The sequence below is a fragment of the Pseudomonas sp. BIGb0176 genome (assembly GCF_024810175.1).
Taxonomy (GTDB): Bacteria; Pseudomonadota; Gammaproteobacteria; order Pseudomonadales; family Pseudomonadaceae; genus Aquipseudomonas; species Aquipseudomonas protegens.
In genome coordinates this window covers 353,105-379,954 of record NZ_JANUEC010000004.1, presented here as the reverse complement: position 1 = coordinate 379,954, position 26,850 = coordinate 353,105, and the positions used below count along the sequence as shown (strand labels likewise).

The 26,850-nt window shown below is 61.8% G+C and carries 26 protein-coding genes and 1 pseudogene; 14 read left to right on the top strand and 13 right to left on the bottom strand.

The genetic code is table 11. From position 1 onward, the window contains the following. Positions 1-5: 5 nt before the first annotated feature. Both M2395_RS24805 and M2395_RS24800 read right to left on the bottom strand, forming a co-directional pair. Entirely contained in the window at positions 6-1,202 is a 1,197-nt protein-coding gene (locus tag M2395_RS24805; RefSeq protein ID WP_047338090.1) for a thiolase family protein, read from the bottom strand. Between the two features lie 29 nt (positions 1,203-1,231). Continuing rightward, entirely contained in the window at positions 1,232-2,320 is a 1,089-nt protein-coding gene (locus tag M2395_RS24800; protein WP_015637422.1) for a hydroxymethylglutaryl-CoA synthase, read from the bottom strand. A gap of 461 nt (positions 2,321-2,781) precedes the next feature. Between M2395_RS24800 and M2395_RS24795 the strand changes: the two genes are divergently transcribed. Then, positions 2,782-3,384 carry a TetR/AcrR family transcriptional regulator gene (locus M2395_RS24795; protein WP_011064126.1) on the top strand — a complete coding sequence of 201 codons (603 nt, stop codon included), beginning with the start codon at positions 2,782-2,784 and terminating at the stop codon, positions 3,382-3,384. Positions 3,385-3,435: 51 nt separating this feature from the next. Here the strand turns inward: M2395_RS24795 and M2395_RS24790 are convergent, their stop codons facing one another. Further along, positions 3,436-4,320, bottom strand: coding sequence for a DAPG hydrolase family protein (locus tag M2395_RS24790; protein WP_019093573.1), 885 nt, complete (start codon positions 4,318-4,320; stop codon positions 3,436-3,438). 141 nt (positions 4,321-4,461) lie between these two features. On the opposite strand from M2395_RS24790, the gene M2395_RS24785 reads away from it, so the two are divergent. Next, the gene (locus M2395_RS24785; RefSeq protein ID WP_011064124.1) at positions 4,462-5,133 is read left to right on the top strand and encodes a TetR/AcrR family transcriptional regulator; all 672 of its coding nucleotides are present in this window, start codon (positions 4,462-4,464) and stop codon (positions 5,131-5,133) included. A gap of 72 nt (positions 5,134-5,205) precedes the next feature. Here M2395_RS24785 and M2395_RS24780 read toward each other — a convergent pair whose 3' ends face one another. The 7 genes and pseudogenes from M2395_RS24780 to M2395_RS24755 form a co-directional block, all read right to left on the bottom strand. Continuing rightward, on the bottom strand, positions 5,206-5,523 hold the full coding sequence (locus M2395_RS24780; RefSeq protein ID WP_011064123.1) for a DUF2388 domain-containing protein: 318 nt from the start codon (positions 5,521-5,523) through the stop codon (positions 5,206-5,208). Positions 5,524-5,593: 70 nt separating this feature from the next. After that, complete coding sequence (locus M2395_RS24775) at positions 5,594-6,043, bottom strand: NfeD family protein (RefSeq protein ID WP_015637420.1); 450 nt, start codon at positions 6,041-6,043, stop codon at positions 5,594-5,596. Positions 6,044-6,053: 10 nt separating this feature from the next. Further along, a complete protein-coding gene (locus M2395_RS24770) occupies positions 6,054-6,974 on the bottom strand; it encodes an SPFH domain-containing protein (protein WP_011064121.1) in 921 nt (306 codons plus the stop codon). A 125-nt stretch (positions 6,975-7,099) separates the two neighbouring features. Further along, positions 7,100-7,813, bottom strand: a complete 714-nt coding sequence (locus tag M2395_RS31950; RefSeq protein ID WP_370059455.1) for a methyl-accepting chemotaxis protein — start codon at positions 7,811-7,813, stop codon at positions 7,100-7,102. A gap of 141 nt (positions 7,814-7,954) precedes the next feature. Beyond that, a pseudogene (locus tag M2395_RS31945) lies at positions 7,955-8,281 on the bottom strand (HAMP domain-containing protein); the annotation flags it as partial. A gap of 496 nt (positions 8,282-8,777) precedes the next feature. Then, positions 8,778-10,556 carry a GspE/PulE family protein gene (locus M2395_RS24760; protein ID WP_123431099.1) on the bottom strand — a complete coding sequence of 593 codons (1,779 nt, stop codon included), beginning with the start codon at positions 10,554-10,556 and terminating at the stop codon, positions 8,778-8,780. A gap of 113 nt (positions 10,557-10,669) precedes the next feature. Next, positions 10,670-10,987 carry a hypothetical protein gene (locus M2395_RS24755; protein WP_041120325.1) on the bottom strand — a complete coding sequence of 106 codons (318 nt, stop codon included), beginning with the start codon at positions 10,985-10,987 and terminating at the stop codon, positions 10,670-10,672. 124 nt (positions 10,988-11,111) lie between these two features. On the opposite strand from M2395_RS24755, the gene M2395_RS24750 reads away from it, so the two are divergent. Further along, positions 11,112-11,582, top strand: a complete 471-nt coding sequence (locus M2395_RS24750) for an Lrp/AsnC family transcriptional regulator (RefSeq protein WP_011064117.1) — start codon at positions 11,112-11,114, stop codon at positions 11,580-11,582. A gap of 9 nt (positions 11,583-11,591) precedes the next feature. Here M2395_RS24750 and M2395_RS24745 read toward each other — a convergent pair whose 3' ends face one another. Beyond that, on the bottom strand, positions 11,592-12,959 hold the full coding sequence (locus M2395_RS24745; RefSeq protein WP_047289842.1) for an inorganic triphosphatase: 1,368 nt from the start codon (positions 12,957-12,959) through the stop codon (positions 11,592-11,594). Positions 12,960-13,117: 158 nt separating this feature from the next. On the opposite strand from M2395_RS24745, the gene argE reads away from it, so the two are divergent. The 11 genes from argE to coaA all read left to right on the top strand — a co-directional run bounded on the left by argE (position 13,118) and on the right by coaA (position 24,468). Next, positions 13,118-14,275, top strand: a complete 1,158-nt coding sequence (argE, locus tag M2395_RS24740; protein WP_011064115.1) for an acetylornithine deacetylase — start codon at positions 13,118-13,120, stop codon at positions 14,273-14,275. A 136-nt stretch (positions 14,276-14,411) separates the two neighbouring features. Then, the gene (argA, locus tag M2395_RS24735) at positions 14,412-15,710 is read left to right on the top strand and encodes an amino-acid N-acetyltransferase (RefSeq protein WP_011064114.1); all 1,299 of its coding nucleotides are present in this window, start codon (positions 14,412-14,414) and stop codon (positions 15,708-15,710) included. 501 nt (positions 15,711-16,211) lie between these two features. Next, positions 16,212-17,537 carry an OprD family porin gene (locus tag M2395_RS24730; RefSeq protein WP_015637416.1) on the top strand — a complete coding sequence of 442 codons (1,326 nt, stop codon included), beginning with the start codon at positions 16,212-16,214 and terminating at the stop codon, positions 17,535-17,537. Positions 17,538-17,810: 273 nt separating this feature from the next. After that, the gene (locus M2395_RS24725; protein ID WP_053154428.1) at positions 17,811-18,449 is read left to right on the top strand and encodes a peroxiredoxin; all 639 of its coding nucleotides are present in this window, start codon (positions 17,811-17,813) and stop codon (positions 18,447-18,449) included. Between the two features lie 311 nt (positions 18,450-18,760). Further along, entirely contained in the window at positions 18,761-19,354 is a 594-nt protein-coding gene (ssuE, locus tag M2395_RS24720; RefSeq protein WP_011064111.1) for an NADPH-dependent FMN reductase, read from the top strand. 89 nt (positions 19,355-19,443) lie between these two features. Continuing rightward, positions 19,444-20,409, top strand: coding sequence for a sulfonate ABC transporter substrate-binding protein (locus tag M2395_RS24715; protein ID WP_011064110.1), 966 nt, complete (start codon positions 19,444-19,446; stop codon positions 20,407-20,409). Between the two features lie 24 nt (positions 20,410-20,433). Then, complete coding sequence (gene ssuD, locus M2395_RS24710) at positions 20,434-21,582, top strand: FMNH2-dependent alkanesulfonate monooxygenase (protein ID WP_047306547.1); 1,149 nt, start codon at positions 20,434-20,436, stop codon at positions 21,580-21,582. A gap of 9 nt (positions 21,583-21,591) precedes the next feature. Continuing rightward, entirely contained in the window at positions 21,592-22,380 is a 789-nt protein-coding gene (gene ssuC / locus M2395_RS24705; RefSeq protein WP_011064108.1) for an aliphatic sulfonate ABC transporter permease SsuC, read from the top strand. After that, positions 22,377-23,183, top strand: coding sequence for an aliphatic sulfonates ABC transporter ATP-binding protein (gene ssuB / locus M2395_RS24700; protein WP_123431098.1), 807 nt, complete (start codon positions 22,377-22,379; stop codon positions 23,181-23,183). Before ssuC ends, ssuB begins: the two co-directional genes overlap by 4 nt. Before the next feature lie 34 nt (positions 23,184-23,217). Continuing rightward, positions 23,218-23,433 (top strand): molybdopterin-binding protein, encoded by a 216-nt coding sequence (locus M2395_RS24695; RefSeq protein WP_011064106.1) that lies wholly within the window; start codon positions 23,218-23,220, stop codon positions 23,431-23,433. A gap of 117 nt (positions 23,434-23,550) precedes the next feature. Next, positions 23,551-24,468, top strand: a complete 918-nt coding sequence (gene coaA, locus M2395_RS24690) for a type I pantothenate kinase (RefSeq protein WP_123431097.1) — start codon at positions 23,551-23,553, stop codon at positions 24,466-24,468. An 8-nt stretch (positions 24,469-24,476) separates the two neighbouring features. Here the strand turns inward: coaA and M2395_RS24685 are convergent, their stop codons facing one another. Next, positions 24,477-25,115, bottom strand: a complete 639-nt coding sequence (locus M2395_RS24685) for a TetR/AcrR family transcriptional regulator (RefSeq protein WP_041120314.1) — start codon at positions 25,113-25,115, stop codon at positions 24,477-24,479. A gap of 140 nt (positions 25,116-25,255) precedes the next feature. Next, positions 25,256-26,632: a glutamine synthetase family protein gene (locus M2395_RS24680; RefSeq protein ID WP_011064103.1), complete on the bottom strand. Its 1,377-nt coding sequence runs from the start codon at positions 26,630-26,632 to the stop codon at positions 25,256-25,258. Positions 26,633-26,850: the final 218 nt, after the last annotated feature.

The following is a 26,850-nucleotide window of genomic DNA, read 5'->3' as shown; positions in this document are numbered from 1 at the left end:
GCTCCTTAGTCGTTCGAGAGGACAATCACTGAGTTGTGCGCCGCGTAACCGCCAAGGTTCTGCGACACGCCGATGCGCGCGCCCTTGACCTGGTTGTCGGATTCACCCCTCAGCTGCCGGAACAGCTCGGTGATGTGCAGGATGCCGTCGCAGCCGGAGGCATGGCCGCGGCCGATGTTGCCGCCGTCGGTATTGAGCGGCAGCTGGCCATCCAGGGCGATGCCGCCTTCGAGCACGAAGTCGCCGGCCTGGCCCTTGCCACAGATGCCCATGGATTCCATCTGGATCAGCCCGGCGCCGAGCAGGTCGTAGACCTGGGCCACGTCGATGTCCTTGGCGGTGATCCCGGCTTTCTTGTAGGCGATCTCCGCACAGGCGATGGAGTTGGCCGAAACCGCCATGCCCACATCCTTGGGCAGGCCCGGATGATGCAGGGTCGGGTTGTGAAAGCGCGTACCGAAATAGTGTGAGACCCCGGTATAGGCGCAACCGCGTACGAACACCGGTTTATCGGTGTACTTGTGGGCCAGGTGTTCGGCCACCAGGATCGCGCAGCCACTGGCTTCGCCCCAGGCCAGCATTGAGCCGCAGGCCTCGCTGTTCTTCAACGCTTCCAGGGAAGGAATCGGCTGGCCATAACGAGTGGCGGTGGGGGTGTTCTGTGCGTAGATGCGCATCTGCCGGCCGAAGGTGGCCAGTACGTCGGCCTCGCGACCGGCATAGCCGAACTTCTGGAAGTACTCGGCGGTGGCCAGGGCGAAGGCATCGGTGTGGGAAATGCCGAGGAAATAATCGTATTCACATTCAGTGCTGGAGCCGATGTATTCGGCGTAGTTGAAGTGATCGGTCATCTTCTCGAAGCCGCCGCACAGGACGATGTCGTACTCCCCGGACGCCACCATCTGGTGGCCCATCTGGAACGACACCGAGCTGCTGGTGCAGTTGGCGGTGCTCATGAAGGTCGGCGCCGGGCTGATGCCCAGGGCGTCGGAAATGGTCGGGCCCAGGCCGCCATATTCGGAAATGCCTTCACCGTGATAACCATAGGCCACGGCCTGGATTTCCCGGGGGTGCATCTTGGCGTCCTTGAGAGCCTTGTAGGCGGACTCGACGATCATTTCCTTGAACGTCTGCCGAACTCGTGAACTTCCGGGTTTCGGCGTATAGGCGGCCGAAACGATTGCAACACGACGTGCGCACATGTGCATGCTCCTTGCGTAGACAGGCGTAATCAGAGATAGGCGGTCAGGGCATAGTCAGCCCGCAGGTACTTGAACTCGTACTTGATGGACGTGCCGTAGTCGACGTAGATCTTGGATTCCAGCAGTTCGCGCAGAGGCTTGTTGTGCTTCTGGTACTGCTCGATGGCGTCGGTGACGGTCAGGGCGATGGCGTCGCTGCCGGCGCCGAAACCGTAGGACACCAGAAGAATTTTCTGCCCCGGGCGTGCCTGGTCCAGTACGTTGATCAGGCCGAGCAGCGGGCTGGCCGATCCGGCATCGCCAACGTTGCCGGCATAGATGCCCGGTTCCACCTGCTTGGGGTTGAAGCCCAGGTGCTTGGCCAGGGAGTAGGGCGTGGACACCAGGTTTTGCTGGAACACCACATAGTCATAGTCGGCGGGGCTGGTGTGCAGCTTGGCCATCAGGCCTTCGGCGGCGCGGCGGGTCTGGTCTTCCAGGCCGATGCTGTTCTTGTCCGAGCCCAGGCCCATGCCCGAACGAATGTAGCGATCGCCCTGGGGGCGGATGTTGTCGGCGACATCCGCGGCGCAAGAGAAGCTGGCGTCGAATTCGGCGATGACATCCTGGCTGCCGATCAGCAGCGCAGCGGCTCCGGCCCCGGCATAGGATTCGGTCAGGTCGCCCGGCGCGGTGTTGCGGTTGATGGTGTCGGCGCCGATGGCCAGGGCGCTGCCCGTCATGCCGGAAGCCACCAGCGCCTGGCAGATCTGCAGGGCAGAAGTTCCGGACTTGCCGGCGAACTGCACGTCGGCGCAATAGGCGTCGTAGCCGCTGCCGAGCATTTCCAGGATGATCGAAGCCGAGGCCCGTGAGTCATAGGGGTTGGTGCAGGTGCCCAGGTACAGGGCTTCGATCTGATGACCGGGGACTTTATCCAGGGCCCGTTGCGCCGCCAGCACCCCGAGGGTGATGACATCTTCATCCGGTTGCAGCACGGCTCTTTCCGTGACGCCGAGGTTTTCCTCCACCAGCTTGAGGTCGGTGTTTTTCCAGACGTTGATCACTTCCTGGACTTTCAGGCGGCATACCGGAATACCCGCGCCATAGCTGACAATACCTATCTTTTTCACGTTCATTTTCCTCTTGATTCCATTCTTTTCAGAAAACTGGGTCGTGCCTGCTCAGAAGCACCCTTGAAACATACGGAAAACAGTTTTGCTGCCTTTCTCCTGGCCACACCTGATGAAACCTGCAGGCCAGAGCGGTTTAACAGCAGACTCCAAATAGGGGAAAACCCACTCGAAAGCTGTTTTTATTCACCTCACTGTGCTATGATACGGAACGTTTCGTTTAGTAATAATTTCAGACGATCTAATCTCTTAAGGGAAAAGGGCCGAAGCCTCGAATTCGAGGAACTCCAAGTTACAAGGCCTGAGCTGCTCAACCCTTACGCGATATTTTAAAAACTAGATAGATCGGTGTAAGAAATTCATGATTCTTTCAAGAATGAAACGAAACGGACCGTTTCATTTCGATTCGAGGGAATCCTATACCCTGCGTTGCGTTTGTCAAGCGCCCTGCCTGGAGATTTTTTATTGTGGCTCGTACCCCCTCTCGCAGCTCCATCGGCTCTTTGCGAAGTCCCCATACTCATAAAGCCATTCTCACTTCCACCATCGAAATCCTTAAGGAATGCGGCTATTCCGGGCTCAGTATCGAGTCCGTCGCCCGTCGGGCGGGGGCCAGCAAGCCAACTATCTATCGCTGGTGGACGAACAAGGCGGCGTTGATCGCCGAGGTTTATGAAAACGAGAGCGAACAAGTCAGAAAGTTTCCTGATCTCGGCTCGTTCAAGGCAGATCTCGACTTTTTGCTGCGAAATCTCTGGAAAGTCTGGAGGGAGACTATTTGCGGCGAAGCCTTTCGCTGTGTGATCGCCGAAGCGCAACTGGATCCCGCAACCTTGACCCAGCTCAAGGATCAGTTCATGGAGCGCAGAAGGGAAATGCCGAAAAAACTGGTGGAAAATGCCATCAGCAACGGCGAGCTGCCCAAGGACACCAACCGTGAATTACTGCTGGATATGATCTTCGGCTTTTGCTGGTATCGGCTGTTGACTGAGCAACTGACGGTGGAACAGGACATCGAGGAGTTCACTTCTCTGCTGATCAACGGTGTTTGTCCTGGTACGCAACGTTGATCCTTTCGAGCCATTAAGCCCTGGAGTTTCTCGGGCTTAATGGCTGTTGTTTCAGGCCGCGGGGGTGCCGAACTCTCGATACAGGTCCGGCAGGAAGCTGGCCAGATGATTGAACTCGCACATGTCGTGCACCGCGAACTCGTAGGCCAGGGTCTCCAGTTCGGCCTCGCCAAAGCCATTTTCCTTCAGCAGCGATGCAGCCTTTTCTGCCCCAGGAAAGCGGGCCATCGACGGGTGCGCCCCGACCCAGTAACGGCTGGTCAGGTACATACCGTCCGGTACTTCCTTGAACAGATGCACCATCAACGACACCGGTACCTCAGGATGATCCGCCAGGCTCATCAGGGCGCTGACACTGCCGTCGATCTTCGCTTCGCGATACAGATCGGTGTTCAGGCCCAGGCTGGCCGGCTGCTGGAAGTCGATATGCAGGTGCATCAGGCGATCACCGACATATTCCGATGCGCAGAAGGTGTTGCCATACAGCCGTTCCTCAAAACTCAGGGACTCATCGCACAGGCGCTGGTGGTGCACGCATGGGTTGCTGACATGGGCATAGGGGAACCACAGGGTGTAGCGCTCCGATTCCGCGGGGTGCCAGATGAACCACCACTTGAACATCTGCGCGGTGCAGCCGGGGAAGAACTTGCGGCTTTGCACGTAGGCCATCGGGCCCGGTAGCAGGGCGTAACCGGATTCCTCGCTGACAAAGTCCGGTTCGAGCAGGCGATTGATGTCCTCGATGCTCGGGGTCAGGGTGTCTTCCAGGGCCATGGGGCCTTGCTGAATCTTGCGGACGGCGGACAGCGGCACGCGCATTTCCGACCGGAAATACTTGGCGTAGGGCTTGTTCCTGACTGCCGCCTGATTGCGTAGGAACAGCTTCTGCATGGGCAGTGAGAAGTAGGTGAAGGGAGTCATGTTGCGCGCTTCCATGCTGATATCCTTTGGCGTGAATTGACAGATAGCCGCCATTTCGCTGCAACCCTTGACGGAATTGAACGAGAAACTGGCGCTTTGTAGCTAAGCAGTCCATAAACAAAAGTCAAATTTGAATTTAACTTAGTGAGAGCGCCTATGGCCGTTTCCGCTTCCCCGCAGCCCACTGCGGCCCGTACGCCGCGTCAGGATGGCCAGGCTACCCGCCAACAGATCCTGGAGACGGCCGGCCAGCTTTTTGCTGAGCTGGGGTACGCCAACACCACCAGCAAGCAGATCTGCGAGAACTCCAGGGCCAACAACGCCTCGGTCAACTACCACTTCGAGAACAAGGACGGCCTGTATCGGGCGGTGCTGCGCGAGGCCCACGACCGCCTGGTGCGGATCGAGACCATGATCAGCCTGAGTGAAAGCCAGGGCAGCCCCGAGGACAAGCTGCGGGCGATCATCACGGTGCTCATCGAGGGGCTGGGCAACCAGCGTGAGGGCTGGGCGCTGAAAGTCCTGACCCGCGAACTGTTGTCACCCTCCGCGGTGCTGCCGGCGATCCTGGAGGAGCAGGCGTTTCCCAAGGCGAAGATCGTGCGCACCATCCTCGGCCAGATCATGGATCTATCGCCTGAGGACCCGGTTACCCTGCGCAGCGCCGTCAGCGTTTTTGCGCCCTGCCTGTTCCTGCTGATCGCCCATCAGCCGCTGGCGCGCAATGTATTGCCCGGCCTGGAGCTGGATCCACCGGCGTTGATCGAGCACATGATGAGTTATGCCCTGGCCGGCCTGGCTGCAGTGTCCCGCACACCTGGGGTCTAGCCGGCTGATCGGGCACACAAAAACGCCGACCCTGGGGTCGGCGTTTGCTGTCGGCCATCCCTGGGGCAACGGTTACTCCTGAGCGACAGCGTTCTTCGCCAGGATGGCGTTGGCCAGTTCCATGTCGGTGGCCTTGAGGCCGGGGTTGTCGGCGCGGACTTTCTGCATGGCGGCTTCCAGGTACGGGCCGCGAATGCTGCCATCGCTGGCAACGAAGCTGCCGGCGTCATCCTGGGCGGCGACGATCAACTTGTGGTCCTTGAAGGTCAGGTAGGTGGAGCCGGTGGTGGCCCCGGAGGAAATGACGTTACGCCAGAAGGTGTCGGCCATTGCCGAACCAACGGGAAGAGACAGCAGGGCAAGGGTGGCGACAGCAATTTTCAGACGCATGATGGGTGACTCCGAAAGGGGGTATCTGCATCGTTTGATTCTAGATAACCCCGCGGAGTTCCGTGACTCATCAGTCAAGGTTTTCGACCAACAGGATTGCGCCTTCCTGGCCCACCACCCGCACCCGGGCGCCCGCGGGGGCGTCGGCCCCCTTGGCGATCCACACGCCGTCGGCCACCTTGATCCGCCCGCGGCCGTCGACAATCGCCTGGTGCACCACAAAGGTCTTGCCGATCAGCTCCTGGCCCCGCAGGTTGAGGTTCGGCTGATCGCTGGGGCGTACCACGCTGCGCTGGCGGCGCCACCAATACAGTGCGGTGAGCACCGACAGCAGGCCGAACAGGAGGAACTGCACCTCCCATGACAGGCCGGGAATGAGAAAGGTCAGGACCCCGACTGTGGCGGCTGCGAGGCCGATCCACAGCAGGTAGCCGCCGGCCCCGAATACTTCGAAGATCAGCAGGATGGTGCCAAGGGCCAGCCAGTCCCAGAACGATAGAGCTTGCACAAATGCCAACATGAAGCCTGCCTCAGACCTTCTTGCTGTCGAACGTGGCCTTGACGATCTCGCCGATGCCGCCCACGGCGCCGATGACCTGGCTGGCCTCCAGGGGCATCAGGATCACCTTGCTGTTGTTGGCCGACGCCAGTTTGCCCAGGGCATCGATGTATTTCTGCGCGACGAAGTAGTTGATCGCCTGGACGTTGCCGGTAGCAATCGCCTCGGACACCACTTGGGTCGCCCGGGCCTCGGCTTCGGCCTGGCGCTCCCGGGCTTCGGATTCGAGGAATGCCGCCTGGCGTTCGCCCTCGGCTTCAAGAATCTGTGCCTGCTTCTTGCCTTCTGCGGTAAGGATGGCGGCGGCCCGCAGGCCTTCGGCTTCGAGGATCTGCGCACGCTTGACCCGCTCGGCCTTCATCTGCCCGGACATGGCCGCCATCAGGTCGGCGGGTGGGCTGATGTCCTTGATTTCGATCCGGGTGATCTTGATCCCCCAGGGGGCGGTGGCCTCATCGACAGTTCGCAGGAGTTTCTCGTTGATGCCGTCACGTTGGCTGAGCATGGCGTCCAGTTCCATGGAACCGAGCACCGTACGGATATTGGTTTGCAGCAGGTTGCGGATGGCGTGCTCGAGGTTGTTGACCTCATAGGCGGCCTGGGCGGTGTTGACCACCTGGAAGAAACACACGGCGTCGATCTGCACCGTGGCGTTGTCGGCGGTGATGACTTCCTGGGGTGGGATATCCAGCACGCTTTCCATCACGTTGATCTTGCGCCCGATGCGATCCATCACCGGAATGATGATGTTCAACCCCGGCTTCAGGGTGTTGGTGTAGCGGCCGAAGCGTTCCACGGTCCATTGGTAGCCCTGGGGCACGACCTTGAAACCCATGAAGACGATGGCCACGGCGAGGCCGACGAAAAGTAACAACACGCTTCCGATCTGCATAACATTCTCCTGCTCAGATGTGATCAAGGGGCACAGGGGGCGAGTGTACGGCGGCGCCCGGTCGCGCGCAGAGATACCGTGGCCCTTGCATCATCAGGACACACATCACCGGCGTGCCCGTGGCCTCACAGTTGGAAGCGGGTGACCGAGGTCTGCAAGGTGGCCACGGAGTTTTCCATCTGCTCCACGGTCTGGGTCAGCTCACGCATGGCCTGGCTGTTGCGCCGGGCTACCAGGCTGATCATCTCCACCCGTTGCGCCACTTCGCTACTGGCCTTGGACTGCTCGCCGATGGTGAGGGAAATCTCCTCCACCATCACCGCCGAGCGCTGGGCGCCCTGGCGGATCTCATTGATCGAGGTGCCCGCTTGCTGGGCCATCTGGACCCCGTCGTTGACCCGGCTGACCCCGGTTTGCATGCTGTTCACGGCTTGTTCGGTGGTTTCCCGGATGCGTTCGATCATGCCGGTGATTTCCCGGGTGGACTGTGCGGTGCGGGCTGCCAGATTGCGCACTTCGTCAGCCACCACGGCGAACCCCCGGCCGGCTTCCCCGGCCCGGGCGGCTTCGATGGCGGCGTTCAGGGCCAGCAGGTTGGTCTGCTCGGCGATGCCGTTGATCACCTGGATGATCGAGTGGATTTCTTCCGAGGACTGGCCCAGGGCGGTGATGCTGCGGGAAGACTGGTTTACCGCCTCGGCAATATGGCTCATGCCGTCCACGACCCCGAGGATTACCTGGCCGCCGCTACCGGCCAGGGATTCGGACTGGGCGGCAATGCCCTGGGCATTGCGCGCGTGTTCGGCCACCTGGGCGATATTGCTGATCATCTGCTCCATGGCGGCGGCCATGTTGGTGGCGCCGTCGGCCTGCTCGCTGGCGCCGTCGGCAATGCTCAGCGACGTGTCGCTGAGGCTGTGGGAGCGGCCGCGCAACTCTTCGCTTTCATGGCGGATGGTGGTGATCATCTGCCGCAGGTTGTCTTGCATTTCTCCAAGGGCCTGTTGCAGTTGGCCGGCCTCGTCATGCCTGTCGACGCTGATGGGCGTGGTCAGGTTGCCCTGGGCAATGGCCCGGGCGGTGGCCACGGATTTTTCCAGGGGTTTGAGCACCCGGGTGAGCAGCTGCCGGGTCAACAGGGCCAGTGCCAGGGCGGCCAGCAGGCTGCCGCCGATCAGCCACCAGGCGGCCTGGCGGACCGCACTTTCACTGAGTTCGCGGGTTTGGGCGGTGCTGGCTTCGATCTGGCTGCTGAGGGCGGCGTTGCGGCTCTCCACTTCGCTGAAGCGCTGGGAGAACTCCGGCATTTGCAGGCGCGCGGCCTGTGGGTCCTTGAGGGCCTGCCCGGCGATGTTCTCGGCGGCATGAATGTAGTTTTCCAGCACCGGCTGCAGCTCGGTGATGGCGTTGCGGATTTCCGGTGCCAGGGGCAACTTGGCGTTTTCCGCCAGGGCCTTGCGGAACCAGTCGCCGTGTTCGCGCAGGCTATTGCGGACCTCTTCGCCAGCGGCGGCATCGCCGGGCTGGCTGCTCAGGGCCTCCAGCACATCGGCCCGCAGGGCGTCGTGCATCATGTCGGCCTCCAGGTGGTTGCGCAGGGCGCTGGCGTTGAGCTCGTTGTCCACCAGTGCCCGCGCCAGGCGTGACTGGCCCCATAAACCCAGCCCGGCCACCAGGGCAATGGCCAGGAGGCTGACAACCCCGGTGGCGAGCATGTTTTGACGAATGTTCATACCGGGCTCCCTGCTTATCTCGGCGGTGACTCAAGCGTAGTCCAGCGCCTGGGGTTCGCCTCCTGTGCCGCTATGGGGGCTGGTTGCCGGGCGTGACCCGTAGCACTTCCTCAAGGCTGGTCAGGCCTTGGGCAACCTTGTGCGCGGCAGCCAGGCGCAGGCTGCGCATGCCGTCCGCACAGGCCTGGTGGTGCAGGCGGGCAAGATCCAGGTCGCGATGGATCAGGGCCTTGAGGGGGGAGCCCAAGGGCATGATTTCGTAGACCCCGGTGCGCCCGTGGTAACCGGTGCCCCGGCACTCGGCGCAGCCCACCGCGCGCTGGCCGCCGGCAGCGGGTGGCAGGTGCCGGGTTCCGGTCAGGCTTTCCCAGTCATCCGCCGTCAGCTCGGCGGGAACCTTGCAGTACGGGCAGAGGGTGCGCAGCAGGCGCTGGGCCATGACCCCGATCAGGGTGGCCTTGATCAGGTAATGGGGCACGCCCAGTTCCAGCAGTCGGCTGATGGCGCCGGGGGCGTCGTTGGTGTGCAGGGTAGACAGCACCAGGTGCCCGGTAAGTGCGGCCTGGATGGCCATTTCCGCAGTCTCAAGGTCACGGATCTCGCCGATCATGATGATGTCGGGGTCCTGGCGCATCAGTGCACGTACGCCGCTGGAAAAACTCAGGTCGATATTGTGCTGGACCTGCATCTGGTTGAACGCCGGTTCGATCATCTCGATCGGGTCCTCGATGGTGCACAGGTTGACCTCGGGGGTCGCGAGCTTCTTCAGGGTGGTGTAAAGGGTGCTGGTCTTGCCCGAGCCGGTGGGCCCGGTGACCAGGATGATGCCGTGGGCCTGGGCGGTCATGGCTTGCCAGCGGCTCAGGTCATCGCTACCAAAGCCCAACTGGTCGAAATCCTTGAGCAGGACCTGGGGATCGAAGATGCGCATCACCAGCTTTTCACCGAACGCCGTGGGCAGGGTCGAGAGCCGCAACTCGATTTCACTGCCGTCGGGGGTGCGCGTCTTGACCCTGCCATCCTGGGGCTTGCGCTTTTCCGCGACGTTCATGCGCCCCAGGCTCTTGAGGCGGCTGACGATGGCCAGGGTGACCTGGGGCGGGAACTGGTAGACGTTGTGTAATACGCCATCGATGCGAAAGCGCAGGGTGCCGTGCTCGCGGCGGGGTTCGATATGGATGTCGCTGGCCCTTTGCTGAAAGGCGTACTGGAACAGCCAGTCGACGATATTGACGATGTGCGCATCGTCGGCATCCGGCTCCTGGTCGCTGGCCCCCAGTTTCAGTAGTTGCTCGAAGTTGCCCAGGCCACTGGCTTTCTGTTCGCTGCTGGCGCCGCTGACCGACTTGGCCAGGCGATAGAACTCCAGTGTCAGGCGCTGGATGTCCAGCGGGCTGGCCACCACCCGTCGCACCGTGCGCTTGAGAACATGGGCCAGGTCTGTTTCCCAGGCCCTGACGTAAGGTTGGGCGCTGGCCACGGTAACGCTCTGCCCATCCACGGCCACGGCAAGGATCTTGTGCCGCTGGGCGAAGGCGAAGGACATCAGCGGCGTGATGCTGGCCACGTCGATGCGCAGGGGGTCGATACGCAGGTAAGGCTGGCCGGCTTGCCGGGCCAGCCAGGCCGTGAGGCTGTCCAGGTCCAGATGTGCGCCGGGATGCTGCAGGTCGGGCAATTGCTGGCCGGCGATCACTTCCAGGGGATGCAGCAGGTCACCGGCTGCCTGATGCCGGACGCTCATGGCCTGTTCGGCGGCATCCTGGCTGATGCGGCCCTGGGCCAGCAATTCACGCAGCAGTTCGCTGAGGTCCAGCCAGCGGTCCTGGGGAAGGTGCGCGGCGCTCATGGGCGATTCCTTGGGGCTGTTGTCCAGATGTGGGTCTCTGACCACGAACAGCCAAGAATAGTCCCCGGGGCCTCAAGGGAATGCTTGCCAAGGGTTGCAGGGTTTTGCCGGGATCAACCCGCGGCCTGCAGGCGCGAAGGTTCCGCCAGCTCCAGCTCCACGTCACAGACACTGATCAGGTTGCGCAGCTTTGCGCCGATCACCTGGGCCCGATGCCAGCTCAGGTCGTCGAGTTCCACCTCCATATACAGCGTGGCGTCCTGCTGCTGCATCGACACCCGCTGCGGCACCAGGAACTGCAGGGCGAAGTGGTTGAGGATGCGGCACAGCACATCGGCCTCGGCGTCGGCCACTATCCGGTAGTGCACGCGACAGTGAGCATTGTTGAGGTTCCAGGCATCGGTGCGGGGGGCTGGCTCGAAAGGGGGCATGGCGGTCTCCAGGTCAGTGGAGAAATTTTTACATTCGGTTTCGGGTATTTCTTATCTAAGATTGGGTTTTTTTGCTTGAATATGAATTGTTCAATTCAATTTTTAATGTTTATGGGTATTTATTATGCATAGCGACCTGGACGCCTATGACCGCCGCATCCTTGCGCTGCTGCAAGAGGACGCCTCGCTTTCCAGTGCGCAGATCGCCGAGCAGGTGGGGTTGTCCCAGTCGCCATGCTGGCGACGGATCCAGCGGATGAAGGAGGAGGGGGTGATCCGCGGCCAGGTGACCCTGCTGGACCGCAAGAAGATCGGCCTCAACACGCAGATCTTCGCCGAGATCAAGCTCAACGCTCACGGGCGCTCCAACTTCACCGAGTTCACCGAGGCGATCCGCGGTTTTCCGGAAGTGCTGGAGTGCTATGTGCTGATGGGCGCGGTGGACTTTCTGCTGCGGATCGTGACCGCGGATATCGAAGCCTATGAACGCTTCTTCTTCGAGAAGCTGTCCATGGTGCCGGGTATCCAGGAGGTGAACTCGATCGTTGCCCTGTCGGAGATCAAGTCCACCACCAGCCTGCCGGTCATGCGCTGAGGGGCGGGGTTACAGGCGCAGGAGGGTTTTCCAGGCACGGTTCTGGAACACCGCGATGGCCTGCTGCTTGCGGGCGTCGAGGGCTTCGTCGGTGATCGGCTCGTTGGCCAGTTGGGCCAGTTTGTTCAACTCGCCGTAGAGACGGTCCAGTTCCGGGATCTCCAGCGCGGAGCGGGCGTGGTGCAACCAGGCCTGGATGCGTTCAATGCGCGGCAACTGCTCGGCCAGGTCTTCCGGTTGCTGCTGATAGCGCGGCAGTTGCAGGGAGGTGGCTTCCTCGGCCAGCAGGCGTGGCAACCAGCTGCCCAGCTGTGCGGCGCCCTGGCGGTTGCCCCGGGTGTTGCGGTCAGCGGTCCAGGCCCGGGCCAGCAGCCAGCGCGAGGTATTCAGCGAGAACAGGCCCCAGCGCACGTCCTGCAACTCTTCGATGAACTGCTCCGGCGCGGCCTTGCGCACGTCTTCGTCATCAAGACCGGCCTGTACCAGCGGACGCCAGTCTTCCAGCAGGGCGTCCAGGGCACTGCGCAACTCAGCGGTGGACTGGCGCGGTGCGGCCTGGCCCAGGCTGCTGGCCAGGGCTCGCAGCTCGGCAAGGTTGTCCACCCAGTCCTGCAGCAGGCGCCAGTGGCCATTGAAGCGGTACTGCTCGGCCAGGCGCTGGCTGCTGCCCAGCAGGTGCCAGGCCAGAGCGGCGAAAGCTTCGTCCAGGGGCGTCTCGGCGCTCAATTGCGGCGCGGGCAGGCTCAGGGAGTAGCTGCCGGCGTCGAACAGGCGATAGCCGCGCTCGGCCTTGCTGATATCGCAGGGCATCAGCGGCAGGGTCAGGGCCAGCTCCGCTGCCAACTCCAGCAGGGCAGCCGGTTCGCCTTCACGCAGCTCCAGTTCCAGCTCGCAGATTTCTTCCTTTTGCTTGCCGGCGATGACTTGGCCCAAGTCCAGGGCGGCTTCGATCACCACCTTGGCCTTGCCGCGGCCCCAGGCGATTTCCGCGCGCTCGCGGACGAAATCCGTGGTGAACAACGGCTTGAGGGTCTTCTTGTCCAGTTCGGCCAGGGCTTCGGGCCAGCATTGGCCTTCGAGCTTTTTCACGTCCAGCTTGGCCTTGGCCAGTTGCCAGTCGTACTCGTTGCGTTCGGACAGGCCGGCGACGCTCTGGCCGCTGGTCTTCAGGGTCTGGATCACCGCATCACCGTCGCGACGCAGGCGCAGGGCGACTTTGGCCCGGGCCAGGTCGCGTTCTGGGGTGTCGAAGTACTGATTCATCAGTTCACGGCGTTCCCAGCCACTTTTGTTGCGTTTTTTCAGTAGCGGGTGCTCGCGCAGGGCGGCGAGGGTTTCGCGGCTGACGCGGAGTTTGATTTCGGTTTCTTTCTGCATGGCCGGAAAATCCAGGATCGGGAGCGCAGCCGGGGAAGAGTTGGCTGCCAAGGCCGTGCAGTGTACAGGACAAGGCGCCCGCAGGTGCCGCGGCGGTTCCTTCCGCTTGCGGGATGCCTCTATGATGGGCCTCACATTGGGATTCCCGGAGACAGCTCATGCCCCTGCCGTCCATGAAGGATCAGTTTGCCGCGCTGATCGCCGCGCCATCGGTGAGCTGCACTCAAGCAGCACTGGATCAATCCAACCGTGCGGTGATCGACCTGCTGGCCGGTTGGCTCGGCGACCTGGGTTTTGCCTGTGACATCCAGCAGGTCAGCCCCGGCAAGTTCAACCTGCTGGCCAGTTTCGGCAGTGGCCCTGGCGGCCTTGTACTGGCTGGGCACAGCGACACCGTGCCCTATGACAGCGCGCTGTGGCAGACCGACCCCTTGAAGCTGACCGAAGTCGACGGCCGCTGGGTCGGCCTGGGCAGTTGCGACATGAAGGGTTTCTTCGCCCTGATCATCGAGGCAGTGCGGCCCCTGCTGGATCAGCCTTTCAAGCAGCCGCTGCTGGTCCTCGCCACTTGCGACGAAGAAAGCTCCATGGCCGGGGCGCGGGCCTTGGCGCAAGCCGGCCGGCCCCTGGGGCGCGCGGCGGTGATCGGCGAGCCTACGGGGCTCAAGCCGATCCGCCTGCACAAGGGGGTGATGATGGAGCGCATCGAGATCCTCGGCCGCAGCGGTCATTCGTCGGACCCGAGCCTGGGTCGCAGTGCCCTGGAAGCCATGCACGATGCCATTGGCGAGCTGCGGGGCCTGCGGTTGCTGTGGCAGCGCGAGTACCGCAATGCGCAGTTCAGCGTCCCGCAACCGACCCTGAACTTCGGCTGCATCCATGGCGGCGACAACCCCAACCGCATCTGTGGCCAGTGTTCCCTGGAGTTCGACCTGCGGCCCCTGCCGGGCATGGATCCGGATGTGCTGCGCGAGGCCATCCGGCAGAAGCTCAAGCCGATTGCCGAACGCCATGAAGTGAAGATCGACTATGCGCCGCTGTTCCCCGCGGTCCCGCCTTTCGAGCAGCCCGAGGATGCCGAGTTGGTGCGAGTGGCAGAGCGGTTGACCGGACATCGTGCCGAAGCAGTAGCGTTTGGCACCGAAGCACCTTATCTTCAGCGCCTTGGCTGCGAGACCCTGGTGCTCGGCCCGGGTGATATCGCCTGTGCCCACCAGCCGGGGGAGTACCTCGAAATGTCACGCTTGCAGCCTACCGTGCATCTATTACGTGAATTGATTGAACATTACTGCCTGACGCCGGCCCAATTTCAGTAAATTGCCGGTGGCCTTGTCCGTACCCATGAGGAGAGTAAGCGTGTTGCCAAGCCTGTTCCGACGATAACCATCAGCCCGCTGTGAGTTTTCCGTTTCGTCCTTTCATAGGCTGCTTTTTATTTACAGGCTCAGGTTCATGCCCGAATACGTCAATTGGCTTCGCCACGCGTCTCCCTATATCAATGCCCACCGCGACTGCACCTTCGTGGTCATGCTGCCCGGCGACGGCGTTGAACACCCCAACTTCGGCAATATCGTCCACGACCTGGTGCTGCTCCACAGCCTGGGGGTGCGCCTGGTGCTGGTGCACGGCTCGCGCCCACAGATCGAAGCCCGCCTGGCGGCCCGTGGCCTGACGCCCCATTACCATCACGGCCTTAGGATCACCGACGCGGCAACCCTGGAGTGCGTGATCGATGCCGTGGGCCAGTTGCGCATTGCTATCGAGGCGCGCCTGTCCATGGACATGGCCTCTTCACCGATGCAGGGCTCGCGGTTGCGGGTGGCCAGCGGCAACCTGGTGACTGCCCGTCCGATCGGCGTGCTGGAAGGCGTCGACTATCACCACACCGGCGAAGTGCGCCGGGTCGATCGCAAAGGCATCAATCGCCTGCTGGACGAGCGCTCCATCGTCCTGCTCTCGCCCCTGGGGTATTCCCCCACCGGGGAAACCTTCAACCTGGCCTGCGAAGACGTGGCCACTCGCGCCGCCATCGACCTTGGGGCCGACAAACTACTGCTGTTCGGCGCCGACCCGGGCCTGCTGGATGAAAACGGCAAGCTGGTGCGCGAATTGCGCCCGCAACAGGTGCCGGCGCATTTGCAGCGCTTGGGGGGCAACTATCAGGCCGAGCTGCTGGATGCCGCCGCCGAGGCGTGCCGCGGCGGAGTCGGACGCAGCCATATCGTCAGCTACGCCGAGGACGGCGCCTTGCTGACCGAACTCTTCACCCGCGACGGCGGCGGCACCCTGGTGGCCCAGGAACAGTTCGAGCGGGTGCGCGAGGCGGCGATCGAGGACGTGGGCGGCTTGCTGGAGCTGATCAGCCCGCTGGAAGAGCAGGGCATCCTCGTGCGGCGTTCCCGCGAGGTGCTGGAGCGCGAGATCGAGCAGTTCAGTGTGGTGGAGCGCGAGGGCATGATCATCGCCTGCGCGGCCCTGTACCAGATTGCCGATTCCGATGCCGGTGAGCTGGCGTGCCTGGCGGTGAACCCCGAGTACCGCCATGGCAAGCGTGGCGACGAACTGCTGGAAAGGATCGAGACCCGCGCTCGGGCCCAGGGCTTGAAGACGCTGTTCGTCCTCACCACTCGTACCGCTCACTGGTTCCGCGAGCGGGGTTTCGTGCCCAGCAGTGTCGAGCGCCTGCCATCGGCCCGGGCCTCGCTGTACAACTACCAGCGCAATTCGAAGATCTTCGAAAAAGCCCTCTGAACCCGCCTCTTTGCGCAACTGGCCGCCACGGCCCGATCAATTGATCGAACCGTGGCGGCCAGTTGCACATGTCAGAAAAATTTCATTTCGATACAAAAACTGTAACAAATTGACGGGAGGATAGGCTCTTAGCCATGATTGCGTCGCTTTTTTGATCCTGAATGACGTTTTGCGCTTGTACACGCAGGGGATCTTGGGGGCTGAGTCAGGGGAATATTTTTCAGAAATAAGCTTGCGAGCGTCTACGCTGCGATTCGCCGTTTGATAATGGCGAGCTTTATTCCTGAAAGGTATGAAAAAGAATTAAACAATTCTTTTTGGGTTTATGAGTAATTCATTACCCTGCATGGACCAAATCACTGCGATTAGACCATGGTCGTAGACACAGGTCGTTACGATTGACTTATCAGTCACGGTCTGGCGCTAATCGCGCATCTGTGGCACCCGGGCGTTCGATCCGGGGCCAGGGACCACAAGAATTAGAAACGAGAGGAGCGAAACATGAACAAGTCCACCTTGGCCCTGGCTGTGGCCGTAGGGGTTTTGGCGCAGCAGGCAGGCGCCGCCGGTTTCATCGAAGACAGCAAGGCCACCCTGGGCTTGCGCAACTTCTATATCAATACTGATAACCGTGACGGTCCTGGCGCGAACAAGAACGAAGAATGGGGCCAAGGCTTCGATCTGCGTTTCATCTCGGGTTACACCCAAGGTACCGTTCAGTTCGGTGTTGACGCTATTGGCCTGTACGGCGTTCGTCTGGATTCCAGCCCTGCCAAGAGTGGTAACTCCAGCGGGAGTGCTTCCGGTGGCACCATCTTTCCAAGCGACGGCAACCGCGCAGTTCCTGACTTCGCCAGCCTGGGCCTGACCGGCAAGGTCAAGATTTCCCAGACCGAACTGAAGATCGGTACCCTCCAGCCGAACAACCCGGTTATCAAGACCAACGATGGTCGTCTGCTGCCACAAACCTTCCAGGGTGGCCAGATCACTTCGAACGAGATCAAGGACCTGACCCTGACCGCAGGTCAGATCGAGCACGCCAAAGGCCGTAACTCGACTAACAACGAAGGTCTGTCGATCGCCAACGCCAACGCTGGTTCCAACTACAGCAAAGGTGAGTTCACCAACAAGTTCTATTTCGCCGGTGCGGACTACAAGATCACCAAGGATCTGACCGCTTCCTACTACTACGGCGAGCTGAAAGACTTCTACACCCAGAACTTCCTGGGCCTGGTGCACAACTGGGCTATCGGCCCGGGCGTCCTGAAAAGCGACCTGCGTTACTACCGCAGCCGTGACAACGGCGCCAACGGTGACACCGCCACTTATTTCTCTCCAGGCTATTACGGCGGCAACATCACCAAGGGCAAGGTCGACAACAACCTGTACAGCTACCTGGCTCTGTACTCGGTTGAAGGTCATACCTTCGGTGGCGGTTATCAGTACACCAACGGCGACAGCGATTTCCCTTGGCTGAACCAGGGTGATGGTTCGTCCAACAGCACCATCACCGACATGCAGATCCAGAAGTTCGCCCGTGCTGGCGAGCGTACCTGGCAGGCGCGTTACGGCTATGATTTCGCCAAGGTTGGCGTACCAGGCCTGACCGCTAACGTGATCTACCTGCGCGGCAACAACATCGAGACCACCGTCGGCGACAAGACTGAGTGGGAACGTGACCTGACTGTTGCTTACGTTATTCCGGAAGGCCCGCTGAAAAACCTCGGCTTTGCCTGGAAAAACGCTATGTGGCGTACCGACCTGGCTTCGACTCGTTCCCAGGACGAAAACCGCCTGATCGTCAGCTATTCGATCCCGCTGCTGTAATAGCGTGATAAAGCCTCGCCCGGCGCAATGCCGGGCGAGGTGTTGTTTCAAGTCAGGCCCACCCCCGTGAGCCCTTCCTGAATCCCCCTCTTTTTACAGCTACTCAAGGCCTTCTCGAACCTTGTTGAGAAGGGTGGTCTTCGCTTGTCCGCGAGTCCAGTGAAGAGATTTTTAATATTCAATTCAGTTATTAATAAATCGATATATATTCTTTTTAAATATTCTCCCGTGAAGGCAGAGTAGCTTCATCACGCACTCACAGGAGCAGCACCCATGAGCCTCAGACTGGGCGACATCGCCCCCGACTTCGAACAGGATTCCAGTGCCGGCAAGATTCGTTTCCACGAGTGGCTGGGCGATAGCTGGGGCGTGCTGTTTTCCCACCCCGCAGACTTCACGCCGGTGTGCACCACCGAGTTGGGCTTTACCGCCAAGCTCAAGGACGAATTCGCTCAACGCGGGGTGAAGACCATTGCCCTCTCGGTGGACCCGGTGGACTCCCATCACAAGTGGATCGAAGACATCAACGAGACCCAGAACACCCGGGTCAACTTCCCGATCCTGGCGGATGCCGATCGCAAGGTCTCGGACCTCTATGACCTGATCCACCCCAATGCCAACGACACCCTGACCGTACGCTCGCTGTTCGTCATCGACCCGAACAAGAAGATTCGCCTGACCATCACCTACCCGGCCAGCACCGGGCGCAACTTCCACGAAATCCTGCGGGTAATCGATTCGCTGCAACTCACCGACAACTACAAGGTGGCCACCCCGGCCAACTGGCAGGACGGTGACGAAGTGGTGATCGTGCCTTCGCTCAAGGACGAGGAAGAGATCAAGCGTCGCTTTCCCAAGGGCTATCGCGCAGTGAAGCCCTATCTGCGCCTGACGCCGCAACCCAACCGCTGATACACCAACCGCCGTAGGAGCCCGCTTGCCGACAAAGGCGGTCGTGAGGCCGGCGCAAGTTTCGCGGACCCTTTCGCGGGCAAGCCCGCTCCTACGAAGCACGCAGGAGCAACAGATCCATAAAGCAGGGGTTTTAAGGCCGTTCCGACGGCCTATTTTTTTGCCTGCGGAAAATACTTCCTTATATATTTTTAAGGAATAAACAAATGAATAAATAAGATTTATGGATATAAAAATAGGCTGTTAAGGTCTCTCCAATTCGGCGAGATCGCATCCCGCGAATCGCTTTCTTCGTTCAAGGAATTCTCTGCATGCTGGTGGTCTCTCTCGGTGGCAGTCCCAGCCAACGCTCCCGTTCCGGGGTGCTGCTGGAGTTGGCCAAGCGCTGGTTACAGCAGCAAGGCGTGGAAGTGGTCAGCTACCAGGTACGGGACTTCCCGGCCGAGGATCTGCTCCACGCGCGCTTCGACAGCCCCAAGGTCATCGACCTGCTGCAACAGATCGAACAGGCCGATGGCCTGCTGATTGCGACGCCGGTGTACAAAGCGTCGTTTTCCGGGGCCCTGAAAACCCTGCTCGACCTGCTGCCCGAGCGGGCCCTGAGCCACAAGGTGGTGCTGCCCATGGCTACCGGCGGCAGCATTGCCCACATGCTGGCGGTGGATTACGCATTGAAGCCGGTGCTTTCGGCCCTCAAGGCCCAGGAGATGCTCCAGGGCATCTTTGCCGAAGACAGCCAGATCGCCTACGGCGAGGGCAGCGCCCAGCCGCAATTGGCCGAGGCCCTGGAGCAACGCTTGAAAGAAGCGCTCGAGCAGTTCCACAGCGCCATGGCCCGTCGCCCCAAACCGCTGGATCCGCATCTGCTCAATGAACGCCTGTTGAGTGCTCGCTGGAGCATTTGAGCCTCACCCCCGATTGAAATACTCGCCTTACTCGCCCGCCAACGGGCAAGCAGGTGCAGCCACAACCCCACAGCAAAAAGGAGAGCGCCATGCGCCCTGTCATTTTGCGTCGCGGTCTGGTCGCTCTGTTTGCTGCGGCTGTGTCCTTCGGCGCCATTGTTCAAGCTCAGGCCGAGACCTTGCGGATCGGTTATCAGAAGTACGGCACCCTGGTGCTGCTCAAGGCCAAGGGTTCCCTGGAGAAGCGCCTGGCGCAGCAGGGCGTCGAGGTGCAGTGGACTGAATTTCCCGGAGGCCCACAGTTGCTGGAGGGCCTCAATGTCGGGTCCATCGACTTCGGCGTGACCGGCGAGACCCCGCCAGTCTTTGCCCAGGCCGCCGGTGCCGACTTGCTGTATGTGGCCTACGAGCCGCCGGCCCCCCATAGCGAAGCGATCCTGGTGCCCAAGGGTTCGCCGATCCAGTCGGTGCAGGACCTCAAGGGCAAGAAGGTGGTGCTGAACAAGGGCTCCAATGTCCATTACCTGCTGGTCCGCGCTCTGGAAGACGCCGGCCTGAAATACAGTGATATCCAGACCGTGTTCCTGCCGCCGGCTGATGCCCGCGCCGCATTCGAGCGGGGCAGCGTCGATGCCTGGGCCATCTGGGACCCCTACCAGGCAGCCGCCGAGCAGCAGCTACAGGCTCGTACCCTGCGTGACGGCTCGGGCATCGTCGACAACCACCAGTTCTACCTGGCCACCAAACCCTACGCGCAACAGCATCCCGAGGTGATTACCGCCCTGGTGGAAGAAGTGCGGGCGGTGGGCGAGTGGTCCAAGGGCAACCCGCAGGAAGTCACCCAACAGGTGGCACCGCTTTTGGGCCTGCCGGCCGACATCACCCTCACTTCGGTTAAGCGCCAGGGCTATGGCGCGGGCTTCCTGACCCCGGAAGTGATCGCCGCGCAGCAGAAAATCGCCGACAGCTTCTACCAGCTCAAGCTGATTCCCAAGCCGTTGAGCATCAAAGACGTGATCTGGACGCCCACCGCCGCCGTGGCCAAAGCGCCGTAATTCGACCCCTTAGGAGACAACTCCATGAGCCTCAATATCTTCTGGTTCCTGCCTACCCACGGCGACGGCCATTACCTTGGCACCGCCGAAGGCGCTCGCGCCGTGGATCATGCTTACCTGCAGCAGATCGCCCAGGCCGCCGACCGCCTGGGGTTTGGTGGCGTGCTGATCCCCACCGGACGCTCCTGCGAGGATTCCTGGCTGGTGGCGGCTTCGCTGATTCCGGTGACCCAGCGCCTGAAGTTTCTGGTCGCCCTGCGCCCCGGGATCATTTCCCCGACGGTGGCGGCGCGCCAGGCGGCGACCCTGGATCGGCTGTCTGGCGGCCGGGCGCTGTTCAACCTGGTGACCGGTGGCGACCCGGACGAACTGGCCGGTGACGGCCTGTTCCTCGACCATGAAGAGCGTTATCAGGCGTCGGTGGAGTTCACCCGTATCTGGCGCCGGGTGCTGGAAGGCGAAACCGTGGATTACGACGGCCAGCACATCAGTGTGAAGGGCGCCAAGTTGCTCTATCCGCCGCTGCAGCAACCGCGCCCGCCGCTGTATTTCGGTGGCTCTTCGGAAGCCGCCCAGGACCTGGCCGCCGAGCAGGTGGACATGGTTCTGACCTGGGGCGAGCCGCCGGCCGCAGTAGCCGAGAAGATCCAGCAGGTGCGGGACAAGGCCGCCAAGCTTGGACGCAGCGTGCGCTTCGGCATCCGCCTGCACGTGATTGTGCGGGAAACCAATGCCGAAGCCTGGCAGGCCGCCGAACGCCTGATTTCCCATCTGGACGACGACACCATCGCCCGGGCCCAGGCGTCCCTGGCGCGCTTCGACTCCGTTGGGCAGCAGCGCATGGCGGCCCTGCATGGCGGCCGTCGCGACCGGCTGGAAGTCAGCCCCAACCTCTGGGCCGGTGTCGGCCTGGTGCGTGGCGGGGCCGGCACCGCCCTGGTGGGAGACGGCCCGACCGTGGCGGCGCGGATGAAAGAGTACGCGGACCTGGGCATCGATACCTTCATCTTCTCCGGTTATCCACACCTGGAAGAGTCCTATCGCGTGGCCGAGTTGCTGTTCCCGCACCTGGATATCGAACGGCCCAAGCTGCCCGAAGCCGCCGGTTACGTCAGCCCGTTCGGGGAGATGGTCGCCAACGACATCATTCCCAAAGCCGCGTCTCAGAGCTGAGGTGCGGCCATGAATGGACAACGCATAGTGCAGCGTCTGGCGCCCTGGGGCCTGCCGCTGCTGTTGTTGGCGGTGTGGCAACTGTCGGTGTCGGCGGGCTGGCTGTCGACCCGCATCCTGCCGGCCCCCAGCGCGGTGATCGAGGCCGGGGTCAGCCTGGTACGCAGTGGCGATATCTGGACCCACCTGGCCATCAGCGGCTGGCGCGCCGGCCTGGGTTTTGTCATTGGTGGCGGCATCGGCCTGGCGCTGGGCTTTATCACCGGCCTGTCGAAATGGGGTGAGCGGCTGCTGGACAGCTCGGTACAGATGATCCGCAATGTGCCGCACCTGGCACTGATTCCCCTGGTGATCCTGTGGTTCGGCATCGATGAGTCGGCGAAGATTTTCCTGGTGGCCCTGGGCACCCTGTTTCCCATCTACCTCAACACCTACCACGGCATCCGCAACGTCGACCCGGCACTGGTGGAGATGGCGCGCAGCTACGGCCTGTCCGGCTTCGCCCTGTTCCGCCAGGTGATCCTGCCCGGCGCCCTGCCTTCGATCCTGGTGGGGGTACGCTTTGCCCTGGGCTTCATGTGGCTGACCCTGATCGTCGCCGAAACCATTTCCGCCAGCTCCGGCATCGGCTACCTGGCAATGAACGCCCGGGAGTTCCTGCAGACCGACGTGGTGGTGCTGGCGATCGTTCTGTACGCGGTGCTCGGCAAGCTGGCGGACCTGGCCGCGCGTGGCCTGGAGCGGGTCTGGCTGCGCTGGCATCCGGCCTATCAGGTCGCCAAAGGCGGTGCCCAATGACGGCTCAACAACCTCCGCGGCTGCTGCAGGGCATTCCCCTGGTGGTGCGCAAACTGCAAAAGACCTTCGGCTCGCGGCAGGTGCTGCGGGAAATCGACCTGCACATTCCCGCCGGCCAGTTCGTGGCGGTGGTGGGGCGCAGCGGCTGCGGCAAAAGTACCTTGCTGCGCCTGCTGGCCGGTCTCGACCAGCCCAGTGCTGGCGAACTGTTGGCCGGTTCCGCGCCCTTGAGCGCTGCCATTGAAGACACCCGGTTGATGTTCCAGGAGGCGCGTCTGCTGCCCTGGAAAAAGGTCATCGATAACGTCGGGCTCGGGCTCAAGGGCAACTGGCGCCCCCAAGCCCTGCAAGCTCTGGAAGCCGTGGGCCTGGCGGATCGCGCCCAGGAATGGCCGGCGGCCCTGTCCGGTGGGCAGAAGCAGCGCGTGGCCCTGGCCCGCGCCCTGATCCACCAGCCGCGGCTGTTGCTGCTGGACGAGCCGCTGGGGGCGCTGGATGCCCTGACGCGGATCGAGATGCAGCAGTTGATCGAACGCCTGTGGCAGCAGCATGGCTTCACCGTGCTGCTGGTCACCCACGATGTCAGCGAAGCGGTGGCGATCGCCGATCGGGTGATCCTGATCGAAGACGGCGAGGTCGGTCTCGACCTGCACGTCGAGCTGCCACGCCCGCGGGTACGGGGTTCCCATCGCCTGGCGGCGCTGGAAACCGAAGTCCTCAACCGCGTGCTGTCATTGCCCGGCTCGCCGCCGGAGCCGGAACCCGTTTCACCCTTGCCCACGCAACTGCGCTGGGCACTTTAAAACAGCCGCTCATTTCGACCCCAGGAGAAACACCATGACCATCAAGGCCATCAACGTACGCAACCAGTTCAAGGGCACCATCAAGGAAATCGTCGAAGGCGACGTGCTGTCGGAAATCGACGTGCAGACCGCTTCCGGCATTGTCACTTCGGTGATCACCACCCGCTCGGTGAAAGAGCTGGAGCTGTCGATTGGCAGCGAAGTGATCGCCTTTGTGAAGTCCACCGAGGTATCGATCGCCAAGTTGTGAACGGCGCCCGATCACGGCCCCGAACGGTGCGAGCCTTTCGGGGCTTTTTCATGGGCGCTGTAAATACCGGTCAGATTTGATACTTTCCCTGCTTTCGGCAAGACCTGAACAGTAAACATGACAACAGAGCAGGGTCCAAATGTGGGGTATCTGGAGTTCGATCGCGACCATTGGGCCGCTCTGCGGGCCGGTGAGCCGATGAGTCTTGCGCCATCCGAGATGGAGACGCTGGCCAGTCCGACCCAGCCCATGGCGTCCGAAGAAGTGCGGCAGATCCTCCTGCCGCTGTCGCGCCTGCTGCATTTGCATGCGGCGCAGGTGCAATCGCTGAAGTTGCCGCAGACCGGTTTCAAGGCCCCCTACGTGATCGGTGTTTCCGGCAGCGTGGCGGTGGGCAAGAGCAGTTTTGCCCGGGTCCTGGCGGCGCTGCTGGCCTATTGGCCGGACAAGCCCAATGTGCATCTGGTGACCACGGATTCGTTCCTGTTCCCGCTGGCCACCCTGCAGGAAAAAAACATCCTGCACCGCAAGGGCTTTCCCGAGTCCTATGACGAGCCGCTGTTCTTGGATTTTCTCCAGGCGGTGTGCCGCCGGGGCGAAGCGGCGCGGATTCCCATCTATTCCCATGTGCGCTACGACATCCTGGCCGATGAGGCGCAGTCGGTGGAGGCGCCGGACATCATCATCCTGGAAGGCTTGAATGTGTTGCAGGGGGAGCAGGGCGAGGGCCTGAACGCCCTGGATTTCATCGACTTCTCGATCTATGTCGATGCTCCCGAAGCGACCATCAAGACCTGGTACCTGGAGCGGTTCGTCTACCTGAAGAACACTGCCTTCCAGTCGGGGGATTCCTACTTCAACAAGTACAAGGGCCTGTCCGATTCCGAGGCGCTGTCAGTGGCCTCCGATACCTGGGACCGGGTCAACCTGAAGAACCTGGTTGAAAACATCCTGCCGACTCGGGAGCGAGCCAACCTGATCATCCACAAGTCGGCGGACCACAGCATCGACCGGTTGCTGCTGCGTCAGGCCTGAGCTGGCGTTCAGAGCGGGGTGGGGCGCTTGGCCAGGTAGGGCGGCAGGTACAGGCCCAGGTAGGCATCGAAGACGCGCATGCCTTCCTCGGCCATGCGCGGGGTGATCTGCCCGTGCTGCTGCACGGAGCGGGCGTACACCCGATCTCCCAGCTCCATGGCCAGGGCGAACACGTCGACATCGACGGGCAGCGGCGGCAACTCGAAATGATGATCGAACAGCTTGTGCATCAGGTCCCCCAGCTCGATGTCGTGCTGGCGGTCGGCCTGGGTGACTTCGGTCAGGCCGTGCTGGGCGAGGATCAGTTGGCGGGCCGCCGCGTCCTCGCCGTAGATGTCGAGCATGCGTTGCTCCACCAGGCGTGACAGGTCGCGCCAGCTGCTGAGCCGCTCATGGTCGATAGGTTCCAGCAGGCAGGCGCGGAACGCCGCGTGGACATCGGCGGTAAGGGCTTCCAGCAGGGCCGGGACGCTGGCGAAGAAGTGATAGACCGAGGATGGCGGGATCTGCGCCTTGTCGGCCACGCTGTAGATCGACAGGCTGGCCACGCCCTCGGCCGCCAGCAGGGTCCGTGCGGCGTCGAGTATGGAGTCGATCCGGGCCTGGCTGCGTGCACGGGGTTTGCGAAGCGGGGCGGTGCGCGTCATCAGTCTCTCCTACAGGGCAGCGGGCATTGTACGCGAGTGGGCCGTTGTCCCTGTAGCCGCAGCCTGGGCGCATCCGAATCACGGGCATAAAAAAACGCCGCCGGGATGAACCCGGCGGCGTTCTTCAATGCAGCTGGCGCTTACACGGTGTGCAGGTACCAGTTGTACTCGAGGTCGGAGATGGAGTGTTCAAACTCCTCCAGCTCACTTTCCTTGCAGGCGACGAAGATATCGATGTATTTCGGATCGATGTACTTGGCCATGACTTCGCTGTCGTCCAACTCGCGCAGGGCATCACGCAGGTTGTTCGGCAGGCTCTGCTCGTTCTGCTCGTAGGAGTTGCCTTCGGTAGGCGCCCCCGGCTCGATCTTGTTGGTCAGGCCGTGGTGCACGCCCGCCAGGACCGAAGCCATCAGCAGATAGGGGTTGGCGTCGGCGCCGGCGACCCGGTGTTCGATGCGCACTGCATCGGCCGAGCCGGTGGGGACGCGAATGGCCACGGTACGGTTGTCCAGGCCCCAGCTCGGCGAGTTCGGCACATAGAACTGCGCGCCGAAACGGCGATAGGAGTTGACGTTCGGGCAGAGGAAGGCCATCTGCGCCGGTAGGGTCTCGAGCACACCGCCGATCGCGTGACGCAGTGCGGCGTTCTGCTCGGGATCCTCGCTGGCGAAGATGTTCTTGCCATCTTTGTCCAGAACCGAAATGTGAACGTGCAGACCGTTGCCCGCCTGGCCCGGGTAAGGCTTGGCCATGAAGGTGGTGTCCATCTCATGGTCGTAGGCGATGTTCTTGATCAGGCGCTTGAGCAGGACCGCGTAGTCGCAGGCCTTGATCGGGTCGGCCACGTGGTGCAGGTTGACTTCGAATTGTGCCGGGGCACTTTCCTTGACGATGGCGTCGGCCGGGATGCCTTGTTCCTTGGCACCTTCCAGGATGTCCTGCAGGCAGTCGACGTATTCGTCGAGGTCGTCGATCAGGTAGACCTGGGTGGAGTGCGGGCGCTTGCCGGAAATCGGCGAGCGTGGTGGCTGTGGCCGGCCGTTCACGTTCTCCTGGTCGATCAGGTAGAACTCCAGCTCGAAAGCAGCGCAGATGGTCAGGCCCAGTTCGTCGAACTTGGTCACCACCTGGCGCAGGACTTCCCGTGGATCGGCAAAGAAGGGGTCGCCTTCGAGTTCGTGCATGGTCATCAGCAATTGCGCGGTAGGGCGCTTCTGCCAGGGTTCGTTGCACAGGGTATCGGGGATTGGATAGCAGATCCGGTCGGCGTCGCCGATATCCAGACCCAGGCCGGTGCTTTCCACCGTAGAGCCATTGATATCCAGGGCAAACAGGGAGGCCGGCAGGTTGATGCCTTTCTCGTAAACCTTGTGGAGGCTGGTGCGTTCGATGCGCTTGCCGCGCACCACACCATTCATATCCGCAATCAGAAGGTCAACGTACAGAACCTCAGGATGTTCCTTAAGGAACGCGTTCGCTTCGTTGAGCTGAACGGCACGCGGGGGTACCGACATGATGCAACACCTTTGTTGTTAAAAATATCAATCATTGATCTTTTCTGGTTTCAGTCAACCCGAACGGCATGCCGAAGTCAAGTAAGGCCTTTTATGCCCTAATAAAGGGCTGGCAAGGCTCTTTTGGGGCAAAACAGGGCGTTTTTTGGGGCTCGGCCGCCTTGGGTACCGCAGGCTTGAGCGGGCCGTGTTGTATTTTTTACGGGGGTGTTGTGTAA